Annotated in this window: 24 protein-coding genes; 11 read left to right on the forward strand and 13 right to left on the reverse strand. The window is 75.0% G+C overall.

Going from position 1 to position 23,622, the window contains the following annotated elements; translation table 11 throughout:
- Positions 1-109: 109 nt before the first annotated feature.
- Both F7P10_RS15795 and F7P10_RS15800 read left to right on the forward strand, forming a co-directional pair.
- Positions 110-475 (forward strand): DUF6223 family protein, encoded by a 366-nt coding sequence (locus tag F7P10_RS15795; protein WP_151010040.1) that lies wholly within the window; start codon positions 110-112, stop codon positions 473-475.
- Positions 476-662: 187 nt separating this feature from the next.
- Entirely contained in the window at positions 663-1,601 is a 939-nt protein-coding gene (locus F7P10_RS15800; RefSeq protein ID WP_151010041.1) for a hypothetical protein, read from the forward strand.
- A 77-nt stretch (positions 1,602-1,678) separates the two neighbouring features.
- Here F7P10_RS15800 and F7P10_RS15805 read toward each other — a convergent pair whose 3' ends face one another.
- The 7 genes from F7P10_RS15805 to F7P10_RS15835 form a co-directional block, all read right to left on the reverse strand.
- Entirely contained in the window at positions 1,679-2,221 is a 543-nt protein-coding gene (locus F7P10_RS15805; RefSeq protein WP_151010042.1) for a hypothetical protein, read from the reverse strand.
- A gap of 11 nt (positions 2,222-2,232) precedes the next feature.
- The gene (locus tag F7P10_RS15810; RefSeq protein WP_151010043.1) at positions 2,233-2,904 is read right to left on the reverse strand and encodes a hypothetical protein; all 672 of its coding nucleotides are present in this window, start codon (positions 2,902-2,904) and stop codon (positions 2,233-2,235) included.
- A gap of 168 nt (positions 2,905-3,072) precedes the next feature.
- Complete coding sequence (locus F7P10_RS15815) at positions 3,073-3,987, reverse strand: biliverdin-producing heme oxygenase (protein WP_176611486.1); 915 nt, start codon at positions 3,985-3,987, stop codon at positions 3,073-3,075.
- A complete protein-coding gene (locus tag F7P10_RS15820; protein WP_151010044.1) occupies positions 3,984-4,829 on the reverse strand; it encodes a heme ABC transporter ATP-binding protein in 846 nt (281 codons plus the stop codon). The genes F7P10_RS15815 and F7P10_RS15820 overlap by 4 nt, the downstream gene beginning before the upstream one ends.
- Complete coding sequence (locus tag F7P10_RS15825) at positions 4,826-6,061, reverse strand: iron ABC transporter permease (RefSeq protein ID WP_254716620.1); 1,236 nt, start codon at positions 6,059-6,061, stop codon at positions 4,826-4,828. The genes F7P10_RS15820 and F7P10_RS15825 overlap by 4 nt, the downstream gene beginning before the upstream one ends.
- 91 nt (positions 6,062-6,152) lie before the next feature.
- Positions 6,153-7,175: a hemin ABC transporter substrate-binding protein gene (locus F7P10_RS15830; RefSeq protein WP_254716621.1), complete on the reverse strand. Its 1,023-nt coding sequence runs from the start codon at positions 7,173-7,175 to the stop codon at positions 6,153-6,155.
- Positions 7,172-7,816: a hypothetical protein gene (locus F7P10_RS15835; RefSeq protein WP_151010045.1), complete on the reverse strand. Its 645-nt coding sequence runs from the start codon at positions 7,814-7,816 to the stop codon at positions 7,172-7,174. Before F7P10_RS15835 ends, F7P10_RS15830 begins: the two co-directional genes overlap by 4 nt.
- Before the next feature lie 111 nt (positions 7,817-7,927).
- Between F7P10_RS15835 and F7P10_RS42360 the strand changes: the two genes are divergently transcribed.
- The 7 genes from F7P10_RS42360 (at position 7,928) to F7P10_RS15875 (ending at position 14,757) form a co-directional block, all read left to right on the forward strand.
- Entirely contained in the window at positions 7,928-8,788 is an 861-nt protein-coding gene (locus F7P10_RS42360; RefSeq protein ID WP_176611487.1) for a hypothetical protein, read from the forward strand.
- 49 nt (positions 8,789-8,837) lie between these two features.
- Positions 8,838-9,824 (forward strand): hypothetical protein, encoded by a 987-nt coding sequence (locus tag F7P10_RS15850; protein WP_151010047.1) that lies wholly within the window; start codon positions 8,838-8,840, stop codon positions 9,822-9,824.
- A 72-nt stretch (positions 9,825-9,896) separates the two neighbouring features.
- Entirely contained in the window at positions 9,897-10,892 is a 996-nt protein-coding gene (locus F7P10_RS15855) for a DUF916 domain-containing protein (protein WP_151010048.1), read from the forward strand.
- Complete coding sequence (locus F7P10_RS15860; RefSeq protein ID WP_151010049.1) at positions 10,889-12,049, forward strand: hypothetical protein; 1,161 nt, start codon at positions 10,889-10,891, stop codon at positions 12,047-12,049. Before F7P10_RS15855 ends, F7P10_RS15860 begins: the two co-directional genes overlap by 4 nt.
- A gap of 152 nt (positions 12,050-12,201) precedes the next feature.
- Positions 12,202-12,405, forward strand: a complete 204-nt coding sequence (locus F7P10_RS15865) for a cold-shock protein (RefSeq protein WP_151010050.1) — start codon at positions 12,202-12,204, stop codon at positions 12,403-12,405.
- A 215-nt stretch (positions 12,406-12,620) separates the two neighbouring features.
- On the forward strand, positions 12,621-13,811 hold the full coding sequence (locus F7P10_RS15870; RefSeq protein WP_151010051.1) for an NAD(P)/FAD-dependent oxidoreductase: 1,191 nt from the start codon (positions 12,621-12,623) through the stop codon (positions 13,809-13,811).
- Positions 13,812-13,821: 10 nt separating this feature from the next.
- Positions 13,822-14,757, forward strand: coding sequence for a sigma-70 family RNA polymerase sigma factor (locus F7P10_RS15875; protein ID WP_151010052.1), 936 nt, complete (start codon positions 13,822-13,824; stop codon positions 14,755-14,757).
- A 9-nt stretch (positions 14,758-14,766) separates the two neighbouring features.
- Here F7P10_RS15875 and F7P10_RS15880 read toward each other — a convergent pair whose 3' ends face one another.
- From F7P10_RS15880 to F7P10_RS15890, 3 genes are read right to left on the reverse strand one after another with little or no spacing between them, the layout of a single operon-like run.
- Entirely contained in the window at positions 14,767-15,786 is a 1,020-nt protein-coding gene (locus F7P10_RS15880; RefSeq protein WP_151010053.1) for a hypothetical protein, read from the reverse strand.
- Positions 15,787-15,789: 3 nt separating this feature from the next.
- A complete protein-coding gene (locus tag F7P10_RS15885; protein ID WP_151010054.1) occupies positions 15,790-16,293 on the reverse strand; it encodes a SigE family RNA polymerase sigma factor in 504 nt (167 codons plus the stop codon).
- A gap of 26 nt (positions 16,294-16,319) precedes the next feature.
- Entirely contained in the window at positions 16,320-17,723 is a 1,404-nt protein-coding gene (locus F7P10_RS15890) for an MFS transporter (protein ID WP_151010055.1), read from the reverse strand.
- A 106-nt stretch (positions 17,724-17,829) separates the two neighbouring features.
- Here F7P10_RS15890 and F7P10_RS15895 point away from each other — a divergent pair, with 106 nt between their 5' ends.
- Entirely contained in the window at positions 17,830-18,420 is a 591-nt protein-coding gene (locus tag F7P10_RS15895) for a TetR/AcrR family transcriptional regulator (RefSeq protein WP_151010056.1), read from the forward strand.
- Between the two features lie 22 nt (positions 18,421-18,442).
- Here F7P10_RS15895 and F7P10_RS15900 read toward each other — a convergent pair whose 3' ends face one another.
- A complete protein-coding gene (locus F7P10_RS15900; RefSeq protein WP_151010057.1) occupies positions 18,443-19,807 on the reverse strand; it encodes a diaminopimelate decarboxylase in 1,365 nt (454 codons plus the stop codon).
- Positions 19,808-20,115: 308 nt separating this feature from the next.
- Positions 20,116-20,727, reverse strand: a complete 612-nt coding sequence (locus F7P10_RS15905; RefSeq protein ID WP_151010058.1) for a hypothetical protein — start codon at positions 20,725-20,727, stop codon at positions 20,116-20,118.
- Between the two features lie 50 nt (positions 20,728-20,777).
- Here F7P10_RS15905 and F7P10_RS15910 point away from each other — a divergent pair, with 50 nt between their 5' ends.
- Positions 20,778-22,199, forward strand: a complete 1,422-nt coding sequence (locus F7P10_RS15910) for a hypothetical protein (protein ID WP_151010059.1) — start codon at positions 20,778-20,780, stop codon at positions 22,197-22,199.
- Here the strand turns inward: F7P10_RS15910 and F7P10_RS15915 are convergent.
- Positions 22,122-23,618, reverse strand: coding sequence for a hypothetical protein (locus tag F7P10_RS15915; RefSeq protein WP_151010060.1), 1,497 nt, complete (start codon positions 23,616-23,618; stop codon positions 22,122-22,124). The genes F7P10_RS15910 and F7P10_RS15915 overlap by 78 nt on opposite strands.
- Positions 23,619-23,622: the final 4 nt, after the last annotated feature.

Raw genomic sequence — 23,622 nt, forward strand, 5'->3', positions numbered from 1 at the left:
GGCGGCGGCACCGGCGGTAGCACGAAGTGTCCACGTTCGCCGGACGCCCCGCGCCGGATCCGGCGGACATCATCGGGGCCACATCCGGTGACGGAAAGGGGACCCCCTCATGTCGGTACGCATCGTTCTCGCCGCGTCGGCGGCCACACACGTCTGGGCCCGGCCGACCGCCGACGTCTTCGCGATGAGCCCTGGACGGCTCGGAGCCGTCGTGGCCGCGCTGGCCGGGCTGGCCGGCGTGGCCCTCGCCGGGCGGGCCCTCGCCCGCCCCACCGCGAGCGCACGGCACTTCGCCGTCGCGTCCCTGCTCGCGGGCCCGTTCGGCATCGCCCTGGGCGGCGTGGTCGCCGCGACCGCCGATGGCGGCATCGGCACCGGCAACGGACTCGGCGGGGCCTTCGTGAGCATGCTGGTGGGCTCGCTCGCCACCCTCCTCGGCGCCCTCGCGCTGGCCCGCACCCGCCACACCACCTGACCGCGCGCGGTCGGGCCGGCGGACGGGAGGTGTCGCGGGTCACACGCCGGATTCGTCACACGGGGCGAGGCGGCGGCGTCTTGTTCGCATACGCGCCGGCGAGCCGCGCGGCGCACCGCGAATGAGGGCGAGGTCATGGCAACCCGTGGGGTGCTCGCCGGTCAGGACGGGCGTCGCGTTCCTGCCGATGGTCAGGACCGTCCTGGTGTCGGCGGGCGGGCTCACCACCCGGCTGCTGCCGAGGGTCCCGCCGCGCGTGCTGGTGCCGCCGGGCATGCTCATCGCCGCCCGCCGCATGACCCTGGACGTCGACGGCGGCTGCGCCAGAGGAGACGTGGAAGCAATGGACGACCAGCGTCCCGGAACAGTCGGCACACCGTGGTGGGGGTTCGACCCGGTCGAGCAGGAGATCCGGGAGCTCCAGCGGCGGCTCGGCGCCCTCCATACGGCGCTCGACTCCGTCCTGGAAACGCATCCCCGCACCGGTCCGGGCCGGTGGGCGAGGCCCGAGGGCTCTATCAGGCCGCTGGACGGCGCCGTCGCGGTCGACACCGCACTGATGGCCGCGTTCGCCGTGGCCCGGGAGCGGATGCTCGTCATCCGGCCCTCCGACCTCCCGACGGACCGGTGGCTGGCGGCGACTCCCGTGCTGCTCGAGCGGGGCGTCGCGGTGAACCTGCTCTGTCCGCATTCGCTGAGGTCCGACAAGGCGCTGCTCGGGAGGCTGCGGAAGTCGCTCGACGAGGGCGCCGAGGTCCGGACGACCGGCCTCCCCATCGTCCCGATGCTGCTGCTGGACTCCGCGACGGTCTTCGTGCCCGCATGGCTGGAGATCAAGCACCCGGCCCTCGCCGCTCATCTCGATGAGATCTTCACGGCCACCTGGGAGCAGGCCGGACCGCTGGGGCCCGAGCCCGTACCCGGGAAGATCTCCGAGGAGATCCAGGTGGCCGTCGCGAAACTGCTCGTCGCCGGGCTTGTCGATGAGACCATCGCCCGCAGGCTGGGCATGAGCGTACGGGCCTGCCGCGGGCACATCGCCGCCCTGTGCCGCCGCCTCGGTGCCACGAGCCGCGCTCAACTGGGCTTCCGGATCGCGGTTTCGGGCATCATCGACGAACCGTGACGCGGCGGCGCCGCATCGTTGGATCCGGCGTGCGGAAGCGTCCTGCCCCGGGCGAGGGCAGGGCGCTCCGGCCGATCTCAGGCGTTGCCGTTGATCGCGTTGATGTCGTGCGAGTCCAGTCGGCCCGCCCACGTGTCACTGATGTAGGTGCGCATACACGAATTGCCGTCGGTGTCCTCCGATCGGGACCGGTGCCTCAGCGTGCCGGTGTGCCCGAATTCGTGGCAGCCGACGGCACGGTATGCGTAGTCGCGTGCGGGAAGCTCGGAGTTGTTGAAGGTTATCTGGAAGATGTCGCAGTCGCCGTTGCCGTCCTGCTTACTGCACCACATCCGTCCGTAGCTGCCGTTGTTGCCGTACCTTCCGTCACGGACGTAGATGTCGCCGCCACCGGAGGACGTGTTGATCTTGCTGCGATCCAGTTGAGCTCGGCCTCGCTGCAAGGCGAGCTTGCCGCGCGCGGTCAGATTCTGGCCTTTGACGGCCTGGCTGTTGTTGTCGGGCCCGATGACGTCGCCACCATGGTCGGCGTACGCCGGCGTCACGATGGTTCCGGCCAGGAAGAGGCCGGTGGTGAGCAGGCCGAGCGGGTAGAAGGCTTTGCGCATCTCGAAACTCACTCTCCGTCCGCTCAGGGCGTCTTCTGGGGCTGGACCTTGCCCGCGCGGACCTTGCCGACCGCCTCGGACACGGCGGTTTCGAGTTCCTTCGGAGACATGTGGTGCATGGTCTGGTGAAGGGCAGAGCCCTCCTCGGAGCCCGGAGTGAGTTCGCCGCCCTCGATCAGGGCCCGGCCCTGCGAGTTGATCAGGCGGTAATGGCCCGGGGCGTCCTGCACCGGGGTGAGGAAGTAGTACCCCCGGTCACCCGGCCCGGTCCACGTCAGGTTCGCGTCCCAGAAGCCCACGCCGCGGCTGTCCCAGCCCCACTCGTCCAAGGTCACCGTCTCGGGGGCGGCGACGCCCTCGCGGAAGAGGACCTTCTCGACGTCGAGCGTGACATCGCGGACGCGCAGCCGGCCGTCCGGCTCCTCCTCGCCGACCCAGCGCCCCGGCCGTACCGACCGGACTTCGCCGAGAACGACGAGTTTCGACGTGGCGACCATGGTGGCCAGGTCGTCGAACCAGTGGACCTCGACGTTGTGGGCCGACATCGTGGCCTTTTCCGCCAGTTCAGGCTCCTTGACCTGCTGCTGCGTCACCGTTTCGCCGACCGGCTCCACCGCGCTCGAGTCGCCGCCCGACGAACAGGCCGTCACCAATGACAGCCCCGCCGCCAGCGGGAGGATCACCCCGGCCCGCATGCCCTTTCTAGGCATTTTCTCCCCTTTTGAGAGACAAATGGCTACAGAAAAAGCAGAACATGAAGCAGAATCCGGGACAAGATCACGGCCGCTTCAGCTTCTTCCCCGGGAAAACCTGAAGCGGATATGCGGACCGTTGGCGGAGAACTATGGTGCCGGGACGGGGGTTCAGGTCTCCGTGAGGGTGCGGTCGAGGGCGGCGGCGAGGTCGGCGTTGAGGCGGTAGGCGGTACGGACCTCGTCGATGACGCGGTCCTGTTCGGCCGGGCTCCAGGGGGCGGCGTCGAGGAGGGCGCGGTAGCGCTCCTTCAGCGCCTTCGGCTTCTCGTCGAACCGGTAGAAGCGGACCCCGTCGGCGTCGAGGTCGTAGGCGCGGGCCACGCGGGCGCCGATGGCCTGGCCGCCGGACAGGTCGCCCAGGTAGCGGGTGTAGCCGTGCGCGACGAAGCCGCCGGGCCAGTCGAAGCACACCTCCCGGAGCCGGGCGCAGTAGGCGGCGGTGGCGCCGTCCGGTTCGATGCGGGACGCCCAGCCGGGACCGTGGAAGTGGACGAGGTCGGCTTCGAGGCCGGGGAGGCGGCGGAGCCCGGGGAGGTCGAAGGGGCCGGCGACGGGGTCGTCCCGCATGTGGTCGGCGGCCCGCTCGAGGACGTCGTAGACGAAGTGGAGCTGGGCGATGAGGGCGCCGTACTGGTCGCGGGTCAGGCGGCCGTCGAGCAGCGCCGTCATGTACGGGGTGCTCTCGGTGCCGTCGTGGTCGGGACGGGTCGCGGCGCGGAGCCGGGCCGAGAACGGTTCGGCGGTGCGGCGCGCGTCCTGGTACATGCGCACGACCTCGGTGCGGACCTCGGCGCGCTCGGTGAGGCGGCGGCTCCACGGGATCCGGACGGCGACGTCGCGTCCGCCCGTCCGGACGGCGAAGTCGGCGCCGTCGGCGTCGAGTCCGGTCATGACGGCGGTCTCGGCGTCGGGCTCGCCGCCGAGCGTCCGCACGATCAGCACCGAGTCGGCGGCGTGGTCGTCGTTCATGTGCCGGGCGATGGCGGCGACGACGTCCGGGGTGAAGGGGTCGGTGGTGGTCATGGCGTCCTCTCGGGAGGGGCGGCCGGACGCTCGGGGAGGATGAGCGGCCGGGACGTTCGGGGGTGCGGGAGCACCTCGATGGGGTGCCGGTAGACCTCGCTCAGCAGTTCGGCGGTGAGCACGCGGCCGGGCGGCCCGCAGGCGACGACGCGTCCGCGCGACAGGACGGCGACGCGGTCGGCGTGCGCGGCGGCGAGGCCCAGGTCGTGGACGACGGCGAGGACCGCGGCGCCCCGCGCCGCCTCGGCGCGCAGCAGGGTGAGCACGTGCTCCTGGTGGCCGATGTCGAGCGCGGCGGTCGGCTCGTCGAGCAGGACGGTCGCGGTGCGCTGCGCCAGGACGCGGGCGAGCGCGGCGCGGGCCTGCTCGCCGCCGGACAGGGACGTGAACGGGCGGCCGGCGAACGCGGCGACCCCGGCGGCGTCCAGGGCGGCGGCCACCGCGTCGTCGTCGGCGTCCTCGGCGGGGGTGCCGGCCCAGGGCGCGCGGCCCATCCGGACGACCTCCTCGACGGTGAACCCGAACGCGAGCGAGTGCCGCTGCGGGAGGACGGCCCGGCGCATCGCCTGCTCGCGGGCCGTCCACGCGTCCAGCGGGCGGCCGTGCAGGACGACCCGTCCGGACGCGGGCGCGGTGTCGCCCGCGAGGGCCGCGAGCAGCGTCGACTTCCCGGCCCCGTTCGGCCCGACGAGCGCGAGCGTCTCGCCGTGCCGCAGGTCGAGGTCCGCGCCGGACAGGACGGTCGCGGCACCGTGCCGGACGGTGACGGCCTCGGCGGCGAGCGCGACCGTGCCGGGCTCGCGGGGTCCGGGCGGGCGGGGCCGCCGCGGCAGCCCGATCACGGCCGGGCCCCCGCCCGGTCGCGGCGCAGCAGCCAGAAGAAGAACGGGCCGCCGACGAGCGAGGTCAGCACCCCGAGCGGGAGCTCCTGGTAGGCGATGGACGTGCGCGCGACGACGTCCGCGACGACGACGAGCAGCGCGCCGCCGAGCGCCGACGCCGGGACGAGCGTCCGGTGGCCGGGCCCGGCCAGCATCCGGACCAGGTGCGGGACGACCAGCCCGACGAACGCGATGATGCCGCTGAACGCGACGGCCGCCGAGGTGGTGAGCGCGATGACGGCGATGCCGGTGAAGCGGAGCCGCTCCACGTCGATGCCCAGCTGCCGGGCGGGACGCTCGCCGAGCGCGAGGACGTCCAGGCGGCGGGCGCACGCGAACGCGACCGCGATGCCGGCGGCCGCGCACGGCGCGACGGCCGCCACGGCGGGCCACGTCGCGGACGCGAGGCTGCCGAGCTGCCACGAGGTGATGGCGCGCAGCGCGTCGTCGGTGGACACGAACATCAGCAGGCCGAGCGCGGCCGTCGCGACCGCGTTCACCGCGATCCCGGTGAGCAGCAGCGTCACCGACTCGGTGCGTCCCGCCGCCCGGGACGCCGCGTACACCAGCAGGGTCGTCGCGAGCCCGGCGAGGAACGCGGCGAGCACGATCGTCCAGTTCCCGAACGCGCTCAGCCCGAACACGATCACGGTCGCGGCGCCGACCGCCGCGCCCCACGACACCCCGATCACGCCGGGTTCCGCGAGCGGGTTGCCGAACACGCCCTGCATCATCGCACCGCCGCACCCGAGCGCCGCGCCGGTGACGACCGCGAGCATCACCCGCGGGAACCGGACGACCCAGAGCGCGTTCTCCGCCTGCGGCCCGGACGGCTCCGGCCCCACGTCGAGCCCGATCCGGTGCGCGATCGAGCCGAGCACCTCGGCGGGCGGTATCCGCACCTGCCCGAGCCCGGCCGCGACCACGACCGTCACGACGAGCGCGGCCCCGAGCCCGCCGACCAGCACCGGCGCGGGAACCCGCCGCCCCCGCTCCCGCGCGTGCCGTGCGGTCGCGCCCGTGGAGGCGGTCGGGCCCGTCGACCGCCCGGTCACGGCGGCACCGGAGGCGTCCGCACCCGCCGGACCGTCCGCACCCGCCGGACCGTCCGCACCCGCCGGACCGTCCGCGCCCGCCGGGGCGGGCACGCCGGGTTCGGCGGGCGGTTCCGTCCGTCGGCTCGTCTGCGTCATGGCACCTCGCAAGTTCGAATGATCGACCGTGCGGCGCCGCCGATCAAGGCCGGGACGGGACGGTGCGGGCCCGTGCTGGCGCTCGCCGGAGTCACGGCCGGTCGCAGGGGTGGTGGACGGCGGCGGCGAGGGCCTCGATGATCTCGCCGGTGCGGGGGCCGAAGGTGAGCAGGCCGCCGTCGTCGGCGTCGACGACGCGCCGGTTGCGGCCCGCGGGGGTCTGCGCGACGCCGGGGAGGTCGACGAGGCCGTCGACGCCGCCGACGGACGCGAGGCCCTTGGACATCACGAGGATCACGTCGGGCGCCGCGTTGATCATCCCCTCGCTGGTGAGCGGCCGGAATCCGCCGAGCCCGGCGGCGGTTCCGGCGTCGACGGCGCCGACGGCCTCGATGAGGGCGTCCGACCCGGCGCCGTCGCCGCCGATCAGGTAGACCCCGGCGGTGCCGCGCAGGTAGAGGAACGCGACGCGGAGCGGGCGGGCGGACGCCGCCGCGTCCCGCTTCGCGGCCTCGACCCGGCCCTCGATGCGGGTGCGGAGCTCCTTCCCGGCGTCCGGGACGCCGAGCGCCGCGGCGACGGCGGTGACGTGCTCGCCGATCGCGGGCAGCGTCTGCTCGTCGCCGATCATGACGACCGGGATGCCGGACGAGCGGAGCTGCTGCAGCGCCTCGGGCGGGCCGATCCCGGCGTCGGCGAGGACGACCGTGGGGTTCAGCCGCAGGATCGCCTCGGCCGACAGGTCGTGGCCGTTGTTCGTCACGAGCGGCAGGTCGCGGGCGGACGGGAACGTGGTGGAGGCGTCGCGGCCGACGACGCGGTCGCCGAGCCCGAGGCTGAACACGATCTCGGCGAGCGACCCGTACATGTTGACGGCGAGGATGCGCTCCGCGCCGCGCACGGTCACTTTCCGGCCGTCCGCCGACTCGACCGTGGCGGGCAGGTCGGGCTCCGGCGCGGGCTTCACCGGGTCGACGTCCCCGGGGGTGCGGACCGTCGACGGCCCGCAGCCGGCGGCGGCGTCGGTGACCGGGTCGTCCCCGAAGGAGGCGGTGCCCGCCGCGCAGCCGCTGAGCAGGACGAGCGCGAGCATGGCGGCGACGACGGTCCTCACGGCGTCGGCTCCGCCGGGGAGTTCCGGCGGCGGCGCAGCACGAGGACGCCGCCGGCCGCGACGGCGGCGACGGCCGCCGCCGCGCCGCCCGCCCACACGACGGCGGGGGCGCCGCCCTCGTCGAACGCGAGCGGCACGCGGACGTCCTGGGTGCGGTCCTGGCCGCGGGTGTGGTCGGCGCGGGTCGCGACGACGCAGCGGGTCTCGGCGCAGTCGACCGTGTCGTTCAGCGCGCCGGTGACGCTGAGCGTGACCTCGAAGGACCCGTCGGCGCCGTACTTCTCGGCGAGGCCCTTGCCGTACGGGGGCGGATCGTCGGAGATCCAGTGGGACGCGCCGGTCGAGCCGGTGGTGTCGGCGCCGCCGCCGCAGGGGGACGGCGCCTCGCCCGGCCCGTTGTCCTTGCAGAAGGCGACGTAGATGCCCTTGCCGGTGTCGAAGCCGTGGCCGGTGACGGTCACGGTCGTGGAGCCGCCGGCGGGCAGGCCGGTGGTCTCGGAGACCGTGACCGTCTGCCCTTCGGGGCCGTTGGCCGAGGCCGTACCGGCGAGTGCGGGTGTGGCGGGGGTGGTGAGGAGGAGACCGGCGGCGACCGCCGAGGCGGCCGCGCCGAACCGGACAGGGATTCGCAGCGCTCTCATGGTCCGTCCAAACCGTCGTTCCTGGTCGGCCCCTTGCCGCCGAGTGATCGTTACCTTAGCTTAGGCTCACCTAAGTTTCATTAGGCAAGGCTTACCTAAGGGGTTGGTCTCGTGAGTCGGCGCATCACCGGTGCGATCGTCGCGACCGCCGCCGGTCTCGGGCTGGTCGCGGTGGCCGGACCTGCGCACGCGGCGTCCCTGCGCGTCTCGAAGACGTCCGGGCTGGATCCCGCCGGGGAGTCGGTGACCGTCACCGGCTCCGGCTTCGACCCCGACCGCAACAACGGCTTCGGCGTGTACGTCGTGTTCGGGCCGCGCCGCGCCGACTTCCACCGGAACGCGAACGCCTTCGCCTCGGCCGTCTGGGTCCACAAGGGCGGCAGCGGCGGCGCGCAGGCGAAGATGAGCGCGTCCGGCACGTTCTCGGTCACCCTCACGGTGAAGGCCCGCTACACCGACGGCGACGGACGGTCCGTCGACTGCGCGAGCACGCGCTGCTACGTGATGGCGATGGCCGCGCACGGCGTCGCCGACCGCAGCCAGGACGCGTCCGTCCCCATGGCGTTCCGCGGCACGGGCGGGCCGTCCTCCTCGCCCGGACGGGACGGCGGTGCCGCGACCGGCTCGGGCGGCCCGGGCGGCCCGGCCGGATCCACCGGCTCGAGCGGCCCGGCCGGCGCGGCCGGCGCGGGGGCCGCGGGCGGCGCGGCCGGCGCGGGGGCCGCGGGCGGCGCGGGCGGCACGGCCGCCGGCGCGAACCCGCACGGCGGCCTCGCGACCACGCCCGGCGGCACCGCGAGCCCGGTGCCGCGGGCGTCCCCCGCCGGTTCCGCCGCGCCGCTCGCCGCCGAACCCGCCCGCGTCACCGCGTCCGGCCCGCCCGCGCGGTCGCCCTGGCCGTTCTGGCTGGCGGTCGCCGCGGTCGCCGCCGCCGGACTCGCCGTCCGCCGGCTGGCCCGCCGCCGCCCCTGAACCCCGCTCCGGCGCGAACCCGCGCCGGTCCCCTCCCTAAGGAGCACGCATGCACACCAACCGTGGACGAGCGGCGCGCAGGACGGCCGTCCTCGCCGGTACGGCCCTGCTCGGGCTCGGCCTGTCGGCGGCGCCCGCGCTCGCGGCCGGGCCCGCGACGACCGTCGCCCCGGCCGCCGACGCCGACCCCGCCGGGCAGGACATCCAGGTCACCGGAACCGGCTTCGACCCGGACATCAACAACGGGTTCGGCGTGTACGTCGCGTTCGGGCCGAAGAACGGCGACGACTGGTACCTGAACGCGAACGCGTACCAGGCGACGAAGTGGGTCCACAAGAACGCGTCGGGCAGCGGCGGCCAGGCGAAGATGAACGCCGACGGGACGTTCGACGTCACGCTCGCCGGGATCACCGCGCAGTACACCGACGGCGACGGCAACGCCGTCGACTGCCTGGTCACGCAGTGCTACGTCCTGACGTTCGCGGCGCACGGCTCGCCCGACCGCGGCCAGGACACCGCCACGCCCGTCACGTTCACCGGCGGCGAGAACCCCGGGGAGCCGGAGGAGCCGGGCGTGGGCGGCGGCAGCGCCGACCAGCGGATCACCGCGAACGTCACCGAGACCGGCGCGCTCAGCATGGCGGTGGACGGGACGGACGTGACGCTCTCGGACGCCGCGCCCGGCGGGCGCGCGAGCGGCGAGCTGAACCGGGCCACCGTCACCGACGCGCGCGGCACCGACGCGGGCTGGAACCTCGTCGGCCAGATGGGCGACCTCGCCGCGGCGGACGGCGGCGTGATCCCCGCGGCGAACCTCGGCTGGACGCCGTCCGCGGCGGTCGTCGAGGACGGTTCGGGCGCCGCCGTCACCGCGGGCCCGCAGGTCACCAGCCTCGGCACCGCGCAGACGCTGGCGACGTCGGCCGCCGGGACGAGCGGCGGCGTGTTCACCGCCGGGGCGGCGCTCGACCTGCTGATCCCGGCGGGCGTCGGCCCCGGTTCCTACACCGGCACCCTCACCCTCACCCTCTCCTGACCGCTTGACCGGGTTGCGGCGCCGTCTCCCCCTTTCGGCGCCGCGCCCCCGACCTCCACGCCGGAGCCCACCATGAACCCCACGCCCGTCCTCGCGGCGGCGGCCCTGGCCGCGACGCTGCTCGCCGCACCCGCCCCGCCGGTCTCCGCCGCCACCGCGCCGGGAGCGGCGGCCGTGGCCGGACGGGCCGCGCCCGGGCCCGCCGGGGTCACGTGGGCGGTGCGGCCCGCCGGCCCGAGGGGGCCGAACGGGCGCGACTACTTCGTCTACTCGCTGTCCCCCGGGCAGCGGGTCACCGACAAGGTGACGGTGACGAACCTGAGCGAGCGCGCCCGGACGTTCGACGTCTACGCCACCGACGCGTTCAACACCGCCGACGGCTCGTTCGCGCTGCTCACCGCCGCCCAGCAGCCCGCCGCCGTCGGAACGTGGATCGATTTCGCCAAGGGCTCGTACAAGGTCGGGCCCGGTGAGACCGTCGACATCCCGTTCACCCTGACCGTCCCGCACGACGCGACGCCCGGCGACCACGGCGGCGGCATCGTCGCGTCCGTCACCCGCCCCGAGACGACCCCCGCCGGACGGACGGTCAACGTCGACCGGCGCGTCGCCGCACGCGTCTACCTGCGGGCCGCCGGACCGCTCCGGCCCGCCCTGCAGGTCTCCGAACTCCGCACCGGATACGCGTCCGAACCCCTCGGCGCGGGCCGGATGGACGTCACGTACACGGTGCGGAACACGGGCAACGTGCGCGTGGCCGCACTCGCGAAGGTCAGCACCCAAGGCCCCTTCGGCGTCGCGCTCGGCGAACCCGTCGAGCGCCGCATCCCCGAACTCCTCCCCGGCGGCAGCTACACGTTCCGCGAACGGGTCGGCGACGTCGCACCCGCCGGACGGCTCACCGCGTCCGTGCTCCTGTCGGCGACCGACCCGCGCAGCGGCGACCCGGTGGACGCGCGCCCGATCGTCCGGCGGGCGTCGCTGTGGCACGTCCCGTGGGCGGCGGCGCTCGTCCTCGCGGGCGCCGCCGCGTACCTGGTCGCGCGGCGGCGGAGGGCGGCCAGGTGAGGACCGTCACAGCCCTCGCGCTCGGCGCCGCCCTCCTCGCGGCCGGACCGGCCGCGCACGCCGCGCCCGCCGAACCGCGCATCGCGCTCGACCGCGAGACCGTCGACCCCGGCGACCGCGTCACCGTCGAACTCACCGGCTGGCCCGCCGGGAACGTGCTGGTCGAACTGTGCGGCAACGGGGCGCGGCGCGGCACCGTCGACTGCGCCGTCGGCGCGTCCGCGGGCACGTTCGTCCGCGCGGGCACGGCCGCGAAGGTCGTCCTGACGGCCGCGAAGCCGCCGGTCGGCTGCCCGTGCGTGATCGCCGTCCGTCCGGTGACCGGCGGCGAACCCCGCACCGCCCCGATCGCCGTGACCGGCGTCCCGACCCTGCCGGCCACCGAGGCGCCCGCCACCGGAAGCGCGCCCACCCGGCGGCTGACCGCGACGAAGGTCGAGGTGACCGGCGGCGGCGTCGGCCCCGGCTGGCTCGCCGGGTCCGCCGACCGCACCCTGCGCGTCACCCTCCGCAACAACGGCACCGCCGCCCTCACCGACCCGGCGCTCACCCTCACCGCCGGGCGCGGCGAGCAGCCCGCCCGCGTCATCGACGCCCCGCCCCTCGGCACCCTCGCCCCGGGCGCCGAACGCACCTACGCCGTCCCCGTCACCCTGGACGCCCCCGCGTTCGGCCGCTACACGATCCGCGGGGAGATCGCCGGTCTGGACGAGCCCATCGCCTTCACCGCCGAGGCCGCCTCGTACCCGTGGGGACTCCCGATCCTCGGTGCGCTGCTCGTCCCGGTGCCCCTGATCACCGCCCGCCGCCGCGCTGCGCGGAGCGCGGCGGCGGGCGGGTCGCCGCGCCCGTCCGCGACCGGCCGTCCCGCCCGGACCCCGAACCGGACGGTGGCCGCGAACATCGCGTGGTGGACGCGCGCCCGAGGGCTCACCCCCGAACGCGTCGCCGAAGCCCTCACCGCCCGCACCGGCCGTCCCCGCACCCCCGCGGACCTCCCGCCCCGCGCGGCCGAATGCCCCTTCGACCCCGACACCCTCGACGCCGTGAGCCGGATCCTCGACGTCCCCGTCGCCGCGCTCCTGCTCCCGGCACCGGGCGGCGACGAAGTTTCCGGACGGGGTGCGGAGAGTTCAGGCGAACGTGTGCTACCCTGACTGAAAGTTGCGGTTCCCATAGACTCTTGCATGCGCCTGAGGGTTTCCACCTCGGGCGCATTTTTGTTGATCTGGATTCTCCGGATGGGTTCGACGCGGCGTCCCCGAGCCCGCAAGGTGCGGGCCGGGAACAGATCCAGAAGGAGACGAACATGGCCACCGGTACCGTGAAGTGGTTCAACTCGGAAAAGGGCTTCGGCTTCATCGCGCAGGACGACGGCGGCGCCGACGTCTTCGCCCACTACAGCAACATCGCCGCTCAGGGCTTCCGTGAGCTGGTGGAGGGCCAGCGGGTGACCTTCGACGTCACCCAGGGCCAGAAGGGCCTGCAGGCCGAGAACATCACCATCGGCTGACCCAGCCGAACTGACGGTTCGCCGACGGGCCCCGGGCATCCGCCCGGGGCCCGTCCGCGTCCCCGCCCCCGCCCCCGCCCCCGCCCGCGACGGTTCGCCGTCATCGCCTCACCCGCCCCCGGACGTTCGGGGTGACCCGTCTCACATTCGGTTCCTGTCAGGGATCGAGGCGCCGTCTCGCTCAAGGGACGAGCGAACAGAGACGGAGCATCACCATGAAGCACCGCATCCTCGTCCTCGGCGCCGGATATGCCGGGGCCTACAGCGCCGGGGTCCTGGCCCGGCGGCTGTCACCCGCCGACGTCGAGATCACGGTCGTCAACGCGGAGGCCGACTTCGTCGAGCGTATGCGCCTGCACCAGCTCGCCGTGGGCCGGGACCTGCGGCCCCGGAAGCTCGCCGACGTCTTCGCGGGCACCGGCGTGCATCTGCGGCTGGCGCGCGTCGCCGCCGTCCACCCGGACAGCGGGACGGTCACGGTGACCGACGCGGACGGCGACGACGAGCTCGGGTACGACACGCTGCTCTACACGCTCGGCAGCCGCGCCGCCGACCACGGCGTTCCCGGCGTCGCCGAGCACGCCCACGACGTGACCGGCATCCGCGCGGCGCTGCGGCTGCGCACGCGCCTGGCGGAGCTGGACGGCGGCGGGCGGGTGCTGGTCGTCGGGGAGGGCCTGACCGGCATCGAGACCGTCACGGAGATCGCCGAGGCGCGGCCGGACCTGTCGGTCGGGCTCGTCTCGCGCGGCGAGCCGGGCGCCTGGCTCTCGCCGGGTGCCCGCGGCCACCTGCACCGGGCCTTCGACCGACTGGGCATCACCGTCCACGAGCACACCCGGATCGAGGCCGTCGAGGCGGGACGGGCGGTCACCGCGGACGGCACGGTCCTGCCGGCCGACGCGACGGTCTGGGCGGCCGGGTTCGCCGTCGCCCCGATCGCGGCCGCCGCCGGGCTGGACGTCACCGAGACCGGCCGGATCGTCGTCGACGGCACCATGCGCTCGGTCACGCACCCGGACGTCTACGCGGCGGGCGACACCGCCCACGCGATCGGCTCGAACGGGCGGCCGCTGCCGATGTCCTGCGCGTCGGCCGGGGTCACCGGCGGCCAGGCGATCGAGGCGATCATCGGCCGGCTGACAGGACGTCCGGTCCCGAACAAGAAGCTCCCCTACGTCGGCAACCACATCAGCCTCGGGCGGCGGGACGGGATCCTGCAGATGGTCGACGGCGACGCGCGCTCGAAGTCGTGGTACGTGGGCGGGCGGCCGGCCGCGCGGGTGAAGGCGGGCGTCCTCGGGGGCTCCCGGCACAGCATCGCGCACCCGACCTTCGGGGTGCCGAAGCGCAGGCGCCGCCTGGCCGACGGGCCCGTCCCGTCCAGCGAGAGCGTGCCCGCCTAGGGTGAACCCCGTGGACCTCGACGTCGACCGGTTCGAGGCCGGCCGGGCCCGGCTGGCCTCGCTGGCGTACCGGCTGCTCGGCTCGGCGGCGGACGCCGAGGACGCCGTGCAGGACGCGTGGCTGCGCTGGCAGGCCGCCGACCGGTCGGCGATCGAGGTGCCGGAGGCGTGGCTCACCAAGATCGTCACGAATCTGTGCCTGGACCGGCTGCGCTCGGCCCATGCCCGCCGCGAGCGGGCGGTCGGCGCCTGGCTGCCCGAGCCGCTGCTGGAGGGCGACCCGATGCTCGGACCGGCCGAGACCGCCGAGCAGCGCGAGTCGGTGTCGCTGGCCGTGCTGACGCTGATGGAGCGCCTCGCGCCGGTCGAGCGGGCGGTCTACGTGCTGCGGGAGGCGTTCTCCTACCGGCACGCCGAGATCGCCGGGATCCTCGACATCACCGAGGCGGCCAGCCAGCAGCACGCCAGCCGGGCCCGGCGCCGGGTCGCGGACGCGCGCCGCGGCGGCGAGGTCGATCCCGCGTCCGCGCGGGCGATCGTCGAGGAGTTCGTCGCCGCCGCCGCGTCCGGACGCACCGAGCGGCTGGTGGAGCTGCTGACCGACGACGCGACCGCGATCTCGGACGGTGCGGGCGGCCTGGCCGGGACGCTGCTCCGGCTCCGCGAACCCGGCCGCGTCGCCGCCGCCTTCCGCGCGGCCTTCAAGCCCACGCCCGGGAAGCGGCGGCGGCTCGGCGGCAGCCCCGCGATCCACCTCGCGCCGGTCAACGGCTCCCCCGCCCTCCTCGCGGTGCTCGACGACCGGGTCATCGGGGTCGTGGCGTTCGACATCGCCGACGGGAGGGTCGCGGCCGTGCGCGGCATCGCGGCCGAGGCCAGGCTCGCCCGCCTCACCGCGGCGTGGCGGCGGCGCGAGCCCGGCACGCCGCTCATCGCCGCGTGGTGACCGGCGCCGTCAGCGAGCGAAGACCTCCAGCTTCCACGTGCCGTCCGGCTCGACGCCCTCCATCGCCTCCGCGACGCCCGCGTCGTCGGTCGACGCCGGCGCGGTCGCCGCGGCCGGAAGCACGACGATCTCCAGTTCGGTCCGCTCGCCGGGCCTGACCGGGTGATCCAGGACGGCGCCCAGGGATTCGGCCGCCTCGCATTCGACGGTGTCGGTGCGCCCGCCCCACCGGACGAGCGCGAGCGCCGCACCGTCCAGGCACGTCACGCGCAGCCGCACGGACCGCCCGCTCGGGACGAACGACACCGTGCGACCGCGTCCGTCCGGCACGCCCCGCGCCTCCGCGAGCCGCTCCAGCCCCTTCACCCGCGAGCCCGGCCGGGGGGCGGGCGAAGGCTTGGAACACGCTTCGGCGGTGCACTCTCCGCTGTAGATCCGGACGCTCCACCGGCCGGGCGCCGGGGAGTGCTCCTCGACGTACCGGTCGAGTTCGGCCACCGACCGCAGGTCGACGTCCAGCGGGACCACGACGGCCTGGTACGTCACCGCGACGCCCTCTTCGTCATGCCGGTACCCCTCGAAGCTGTCGTTCTCGTCGCAGCCCCCGCCCGACAGCCCCCCTCCGGGCAGCACCTCGTACACCTTGGACGGCGCGTCGCACCGGTACTCGACCATCGTGTCCGGCCCGGTCGGCGTGTAGGTGACCCGCGCCTTTCGGACGATCGACGAGTAGCGGACCTCGCGCAGCGGCGCCATCCCGTACTTGGGGCCGGACGACGTGAACGCGTCGTCCGGCACGCCCGCGAGCACCGGCGCCCGTTCCGGTTTCGCCGGTCCCGCCCCGGTGCTCCCGAGGACGGGGACGGCGACGCCCGCCGCGAGGACGGCCGCCGCGGCTCCCGCGCCGAGCCGGATCCGGCGCCCGCGCCTGATCCGGCGCCGGAGCCGTTCGTGCAGGTCCGGGTCGGGGGCCCGGGCGGCGCTGCGGTTCTCCATGACCTCGCGCAGGTCCGTCAGATCGTGTTCCATCGGTCAGTCCCTCCCTCGCGGCGCGGCCGCGACGATCTCCGGGTCGATGCGGAGCTTGGCGAGCCCCTTGCTGGCCTGGCTCTTGACGGTCCCCACCGAGCAGCCGAGGATCTCCGCGACACGCGGTTCGGGCAGGTCCTCGAAGTACCGCAGGACGATCACGGCGCGCTGCCCGACCGGCAGCCGTCCGAGCGCCGCCCACAGGACGGCCTTGTCGTCGCACGCGCCGAACGCGTCCGCCGGGTCGGCCCCGTCCGGCGGCGCGTCCGTCGGACGCTCGCCGCGCCAGCGGCGCCGAGCCCACGAAGCGTGCGTGTTGACGAGAATCCGATACACGTACGGGTCGGGGTCGGCGCCGACACGCCGCCAGGCCCGCCACGCCTTGACCAGCGCGGTCTGCAGCAGATCCTCCGCCTGGCCCCAGTCTCGGCACATCAGGTAGGCGGTTCGCAGCAGTCGGGGCGACCGCTCCGCCACGTATGCCGAATAGTCCGGCCGGTCCCGCATTCGTCCTCCCGGGGGTTTCCTGCCGACTAGTACCGCCGAGACCCCGTGGATGGTTGCCCGGCACGGCGCGGGGCGTCCGGCGCGCCGCCGGCGTCGCCGTCGCGGCGGGCGGGGAGGGCGAGGGACGCGGCGGCGACGGCGCCCAGCATGACCGCCATCGCCAGGAACGCGGCGGCGTGGGTGCCGGTGGCGGCGGCCAGCGCGGCGAGGCCGACCGCGCCGCCGACCTGCTTCGCCGTGTTCAGCAGCCCGGACGCCGCGCCCGCGTCGCGTGCGGCGACGCCCGCGGTGACCGTGGCGGTCAGCGGCGTGTTCAGCAGGCCGCCGCCGATCGAGACGAGGACGGCCGGGCCGAGGACGTCGCGCGCGTACGAGCCGGTGCCGTCCGCCGCGGCGGCGCTCTGCCACAGGAAGCCCGCCGCCGCGACGGCGGCCCCGGCGGCGACGAGCGCGCGGTCGTCGACGCGCCGCATCAGCCGCGGCGTGACGTGGAGGCCGACGAGCAGGGTGAGCAGGGTGTGCGGGAGGAAGCCGAGCCCGGCTTCGAGGGCCGTGAAGCCGAGGACGTCCTGCATGTAGAGGGTGAGGAAGTACCACATCGGTACCTGGAAGCAGGCGCCCGCGAGCAGCGTCAGGACGTTGCCGAGCCCGATCGCGCGGGAGCGCAGCAGGCGCGGCGGGACGAGCGGGTCGGCGGCGCCGCGCGCCTCGATCAGCGCGAGCGCCGCCAGCAGGACGGCCGCGCCGCCGAGCGCCCCGGCCGTCCCGGCGTCCGTCCAGCCCCGGGACCCGGCCCGCATGACGCCGAACGCGAGCAGCGCGAGCCCGGCGGTCGCGACGGCCGCGCCGGGGACGTCGAGGCGGCGGGCGCGGCCGCGCCGCCCGTCCGGGACGCGCCGGGCCAGGACGGCGGCGGCGAGCCCGACCGGGACGTTGACCAGCAGGATCCACCGCCACGACAGCGCCTCGGTGAGCAGCCCGCCGACGAGGTTGCCCGCCGCCCCGCCGGCCAGGCCGACGGCCGTCCAGACGGCGAGGGCGCGCGTCCGCCGGGGCCCCTCGGGGATCGTCGTGGTGATGATCGTCAGGGTGGCGGGGGCGAGGACGGCCGCGCCGATCCCCTGCGCGGCGCGGGCGGCGATCAGCACGCCGGGCGCGGGCGCGAGGCCGCCGACCAGGCTGGGCAGGCAGAACAGCAGCAGGCCGAGCAGGAGGGTCCGCCGGGCCCCGGCGAGGTCGGCGAGCCGTCCGCCGAGCAGCAGGAACCCGGCGAACGTGAGGGTGTAGGCGCCCGCGACCCACGGCAGGTCGGCGGCGGCGAACCCCAGGTCGTCCTGGATCGCGGGCAGCGCGACGTTCACCACCGAGACGTCCAGGACCACCATGAACTGCGCCGCGCACGCGAGCACGAGGACGATCCGCGCCGCCATCGGCACCCCCCAAATCGATGTGAACGCATTGTTCTGCGTCGGCCGCAGGCTATGCGGCTAGACTCGGACGAGTCAATCCGATGCGATCACACTGGAAAGCGGGGAGATGGAGCGGCGCACGCGAGGGCCGGGGGTCCGGCACGAGGAGCGGCGGAACGAGATCGCCGACGCCGTCCTGGCGATCGTCGCCGAGCGGGGGCTGGCGGCGGTGTCGCTGACCGAGGTCGCGGCGCGCGCGGGCGTCTCCCCCGGACGCGTCCAGCACTACTTCCCCGCCAAGCAGCGGCTGATCGAGGCGGCCTTCGACCGGGGCAACGCGCTGAGCAGCGCGCGGATCCGCGCGCGGGTCGGCCGCGACCTCGCGGGCGCCCCGCCCCGCGACGTCCTCACGGCCGTCCTCACCGAGCTGATCGCCCGCGACGCCGAGACCCGCGCGCACCTGCGCGTCCGGCAGTCGTTCGCCGCGCTGGCCCTCGCCGACGACGCCATCGCCGCGCGCATGCGCGACGAGTACGCCCGCTTCCACGGCGAGGTCGCCGACCTCCTGCGCCGCGACGGCGTCGGCGAGCCCGAGGCCGCGGCCGTCGACCTGATCGCGCACGCCGAGGGCCTCGCCTACTACGTCCTGATCGGCATCACCGCCCCGGAGACCGCGCGCGAGCGCGTGGAACGCTCGATCGCCGCCCGCTACGGCTGACCGGCCGCGAACCCGCGTGGGGTCAACGGACGGGGGGTCGCAGGAGGGCGGCGGCGTGCGCGAGGCCGCTCTCCGCGACGACCTCGTCGAGCGTCTGCGCGTCCCGGATCGGGGCGAACGCCACCGCGCCCCCGCCCGCGGTGAAACCGTGCACGGCGGGACGCGGCAGGCTGTTGTACGACCACGGGGACGAGAAGTAGTACGCGCCCGTGTCGTGCAGGACGACGAAGTCGCCGGGCTCGAGTTCCGGCAGGTCGCGGGCGTGCGCGACGACGTCCCCCGCGAAGCAGCAGGGGCCCGCGACGTCCTGCGCGAGCCGCCGTCCCGTCTTGCGGCGCCCGCCCGGATCGAGCGCCGTGACGCGCAGCGGCCACGCGTCCGGCATGAGCACGGTGCGCGTCGCGACCTGCGCGCCCGCGTGCGTCACCGCGACGCGGCGGCCGCCCGCGTCCTTGACGTACTCGACCCGCGCCGCGATGAACCCGCTCTTCGCCAGCAGCGCGCGGCCGAACTCGGTGACCAGCCCGTACCGTCCGCCGAACAGGCCCGGAACCGTCTCGCGGAGGGCGCGCGCGTACTCGCCGAACGCGGGCCGGTCCGCGTCGCCGTCGAAGTTCACCGGGAGCCCGCCGCCGATGTCGACGCTCGTGACCCGCCCGCCCCTCCGGCCGATCTCCTCCGCGAGCCCGAACGTCTCCCGCGCCCCGGCCGCCAGCAGGTCGAGCGAGCACCCCTGCGACCCGACGTGCGCGTGCAGCCGCGCCAGCCAGGGCCGCTCCGCGAACGCCCTGACGACCCGCTCCCGGCCCCCCGGATCCCCGATCGCGACGCCGAACTTCGACGTCGCCGTCGCGGTGCTCATCGACCCGATCTCCCCGCCCCCGATCTGCGGGTTCACCCGGATCCCGAGGACGGACGACGACCCCCCGGCGGTCCGCCGGAGCGCGTCGATCCGGTGCAGCTCGTCGAGGTTGTCGGCGTTCACCGCGACACCGAGCGCCAGCGCCTCGGCGATCTCCGCACCCGTCTTGGCGGGCGAGTCGAGCACGATCGTCCCCGGCGCGAACCCCGCCGCCAGCGCCAGCCGCAACTCCCCCGCGCTCGCGACCTCGCAGCCCATCCCAAGGTCGGCGAGCAGCCGCAGGACGGGCACGAGCGGCGCGGCCTTCGCGGCGAACGTGTGCAGCACCGGCGGACCGCCGCCCTCCCCGGACGGGACGGGCGGGGCACCGGCCGGGCCGGGCGGGGCGCCGAACGCGTCGTGCAGTGCCGAGACCGCGCGGCGCACCCCGTCGACGTCGACGAACCCGGCGAGCGGCTCGTCCGGTCCGAGCAGCCCGTCGGCCACGGCCTGCCGCACGGCGGCGTGAGCTGCGCTTTCGTACATGCGTGGGTCTCCTCGAATGGGTCGCACACACCTTGATGCCCGCACGGCGACGCCGGTCGCGGGGTGCACGAATCCGACGTTCGGACCGTCCGGGCGTCCGGGCGTCCGGGCGTCCGGGCGTCCGGGCGTCCGGGATGAACGAAACCGACGCCCGCTCGGCCGGTCCACGCGGCCCGGCAGCCGCTGCGCGTGCCGAACCGAGTTCAGGCCGAACGCCACGTACAGGTTCGCGGTGCCCAGCACGCCCGCGCACAACCGCGTCTTCGGCCGGCCGCCCAGCGTCCGTCCGGGCGCACGCGGACGCCCGGTCACCCGTGGGCGCCCGCCGCCCGGAGGGTCGCGTCGAGCCACTGCAGGAGCGCGATGTCGGGCCCGCAGCAGCGGTTCCGCTCCGGGCGCCGCGTGGCCCGGAAGACGGACGTGCGCGTGCCGTCCGGGACATCGAGCACCTCGAGATCGACCAGGCCGTCGTGCCGGACGACCTCGAACCGTTCGTGCCCGTCGCTGTCCCCGCCCCCGTCCCCGTCCGGCGGCTGCGTGCGCCGCACGGTCGTCGCGGCGTCGCGGACGACGACGTCCCGCAGCCTCGACGGGCCGTGCAGGAGCACGCCTTGCAGGGGCGGGACGACCGGTCCCGGTTCGTGCCCGGCGTGCCAGACCGCCTGCATGCCGTCGATCTCGCCGCGCCGCAGCCAGTCCGGGACCGGGCCGCCGGACGTCACGAGCGCGGCCGTCCCGTCGGGCAGTTCGCCGACGAGGTCGAGGGCTTCACGGGTGCTCATGAAACCGACGCGGAAAAGGTGCGAGTCCTCGATGTAGTTGTGCCGTGCGCCCGCGAATTCGTCCAGCTCACCGGTAATGGCGCGTTCCATCTCGGCGACCCGTCCGACCACGTTCGCGAACTCGATTCCCAGCGCCATTTCTCCCCGATGTTCGTTTCGTCGTGGACATCCTCTACGCTCCTGCGATCATGTGGAGCCCCCGTACGCAGAAGCGCCTGTGGATCGCCGCCGCCGTGGTGAGCGCGGCACCGCTCGTCCTGATGCTCGGCTACGTGCTGTTCGGGCCGTCGGGGGGCCAGAAGCTGGGGTTCGGCATTACCGGCATGGTCGCGCTCGGACAGTGCCAGGGCTGGCAACAGCAGGGCCACCTGTGGTCATTGCCGGGCTACGGCTTCTTCCCACAACATCCGTGGGCGATCGTCCTGCCGGCGTTCGTCATGTGGCTGGTCGTGCGGCGGCGCGCCGTCGGGTGGGCGGCCATCGCGCTCCTGACGCCGTACCTCCTGATCGAACCGCTGCTGTTCGGGTATGACGTCGCGCGCTGGGGGTCCACGTGCGCGGAGCTGTGGTATCCGCTGCAACTGGGCACCAGGCAGATCTTCTGGCAGGTGTACGACCTCGTGCCGCTGGTCCTGATCCTGGCGGCGACGCACCGGCCCGGAAGGGCCACGGTCCGGACGGCCGCCGCCCTCCTCGTCACGACCCCGCTGTTCGCGGTCGCCGGGGACCGGGACGCCCCGGTGCCGCTGTCGAGCCCGGAAGCATGCAGGAACATTGACTGGACCTCCGAGGCAGGGAACGAGATATCGGTGCGAGCCGTCGCGGGCATGTCGGAGCGCGAAAGGAAGCTCACCTATCTGTGCCGGGTGCGCGGTTTCAGCATGCGACACCCGGAGTCCAGGATCCTAAGGTTCACCGGAGGCCAGCCGTCCGACGCGATCCTTCTCGATGAGGGGCGCCGGGCGTGCGACGGTGAGCGTCGAATCCCGCCCCAGGGCATCCGGATGCCGTCATTCCGCGAGTACGTCTACCTGTGCCCGAAGGTCGCCGTCGCGCATCAGCGAGAGGCGGAGCGCGCGCGGGCGAAGGCCGACGCGGAATACGAACGGAGAAGGGCGAAGGTCAAGGCGTTCTGCGAGCAGCAGGCGCCGGAGGCGAACGCTCGTCCCGTCCGCGAGTTCACCGATGTCCTCTCGGGCGATCTGATGCGCGCTTACCACGTCGGCGAACTCCCCGAAGGAGCGGGTTCCGAGGGCTTTCCCACAGATGACCTGGTGATCACCCAAGACGGGACGGCCACGGTGACGACCGACACCGAGGACCGGATTTGCCTGACCGTCCGCGCCTACCGGCGGGAGCCGCCGCCCGACCTCGACGGTTGGGACCGGGTGGTCGAGGTCGGCCTCGCCAGCCCGGACGGGAGGACGACGATCATGCAGATGGGCTCGCCGTCCGGGTTCCCCGCCCTCACCGCCGCGGGCCAGGGGCGCTACCGGCTCCGCGTGCACGTGACCGGCCGCGACCTGCCCGACTCATGGGTCCATCCCGCCCAGCGGCACCTTCTCGTCGTGTTCCCGGGCAGCTCGGAGAAGCGGGAAGTCCTCAAGTAGCCCGTGCAGCAGGACGGCGTCGACCAGCCGGGCCGCGGCCCCGGCAGGGTCGTCGGCCGCCTCGTCCAGGGCGCCGTCCCACCGTTCACCGGCCGCCTCGACGGACTCGGCGAACGTGTCGCCCAACGGGATGAACGCGGTCGCCACCGTGTACAGGGGGTGCAGCCAGTCGCGCGGCTCCTGGGTCTCGGTAAAGGCAACCGTCCATCCGGCCTCGCCGGGAGCGCAGCTCAAGGACAGGGTCTCGGTTCCGAAGGCATGGGTGACGGTGCGGACGACCGGCGCCCCCGACGCCCATCCGTGCAGGTCCGCGTCGAGTTCGCCGGTCACGTCGGCGAGTTCGGCCCAGTCACCGGCGGGCCCGCTCCGCCACTCGACCCGGAGCTTGCCGTCCCGGAGCTCGAACCAGCCGGTGGCCCGGCCGTCGTCCGTCCGGAACTCGACGCGGGCCCGGCCTGTGTCCCACGCGGTGACCGTCGCCTCGACCGGGTTCTCGTGGACGGTCGCCAGCCGGTAGCGGGCACCGGACGCGAGGTGCTTCCCGGCGAGCAGCCGGACGTCGTCCGACGTGCCGCCGTCGCGCACGAGGCGTCCGCGCTTGAACTCGAGCCGCTCGACCGCCGCGCGCAGCCCCGCGACGAACGCGTCGGCCCACTCCCGGCTCACCCCGCGCACCGCGACCTCGTGCCGCAGCGGGACGGCGGGTGCGTGCAGGTCGCGCTCGGCGAGGCCGGGGACGGTCTCGTTCCACCGAGTCGCGAAGTCGTCCACGGCTTCGGCGAACCCGGACCGCAGTCTCCGCCGCGCGACCAGCAGGCCCACCGCCGCGAACGGGCGCAGGACCCCGCGCCCGCTCCCGCGCGCGACCACCCGCCCCTTCCACCGGCGGCGCCCGCCGTCCCCCTCGACGCCCGCGGTCACGACGCCGAACCGGTGCCTGACTCGGGCCGACAGCTCCGGCATCTCCCCGCGTGCGCCGAGCGTCGCCTCCCCCTCCCAGCTCGCGCGCCGGAGGGAGCGCAGCCGCCCCTTCGTCGCCCGGTAGCCGCCGGCGACGCGGACCGTCCGGATCCGGCGGCCGGTCAGGTCGGCCTCCAGCGACGACGTCGCCGCGTGCCCGTCCAGCTCGAACGTCCCGTCCAGCCGGATCCGGCGCGCGCGGTCCCACGAGCCCACGGTGATCTCCACGACCCCGCCGTCGCCGCCCTCCCGCTCGGGCAGCTCCACCCGGTACCGGGATCCGGCGGCCAGGTGGCGGCCCTGGACGAGCCGCGCCCGGGGGATCACGGCGTCGCCCACGTGGAGCCCGTCGCCGCCGATCGCGAGGCCCTCGACGGCGTCCAGCAGCGGACGGACGACCTCGTCCGGCAGCCGCTCGGGCAACGGGGACAGCCGGACACCCCGGCGAAGACGCACCATGGCC

Source organism: Actinomadura sp. WMMB 499, assembly GCF_008824145.1.
GTDB lineage: Bacteria > Actinomycetota > Actinomycetes > Streptosporangiales > Streptosporangiaceae > Spirillospora.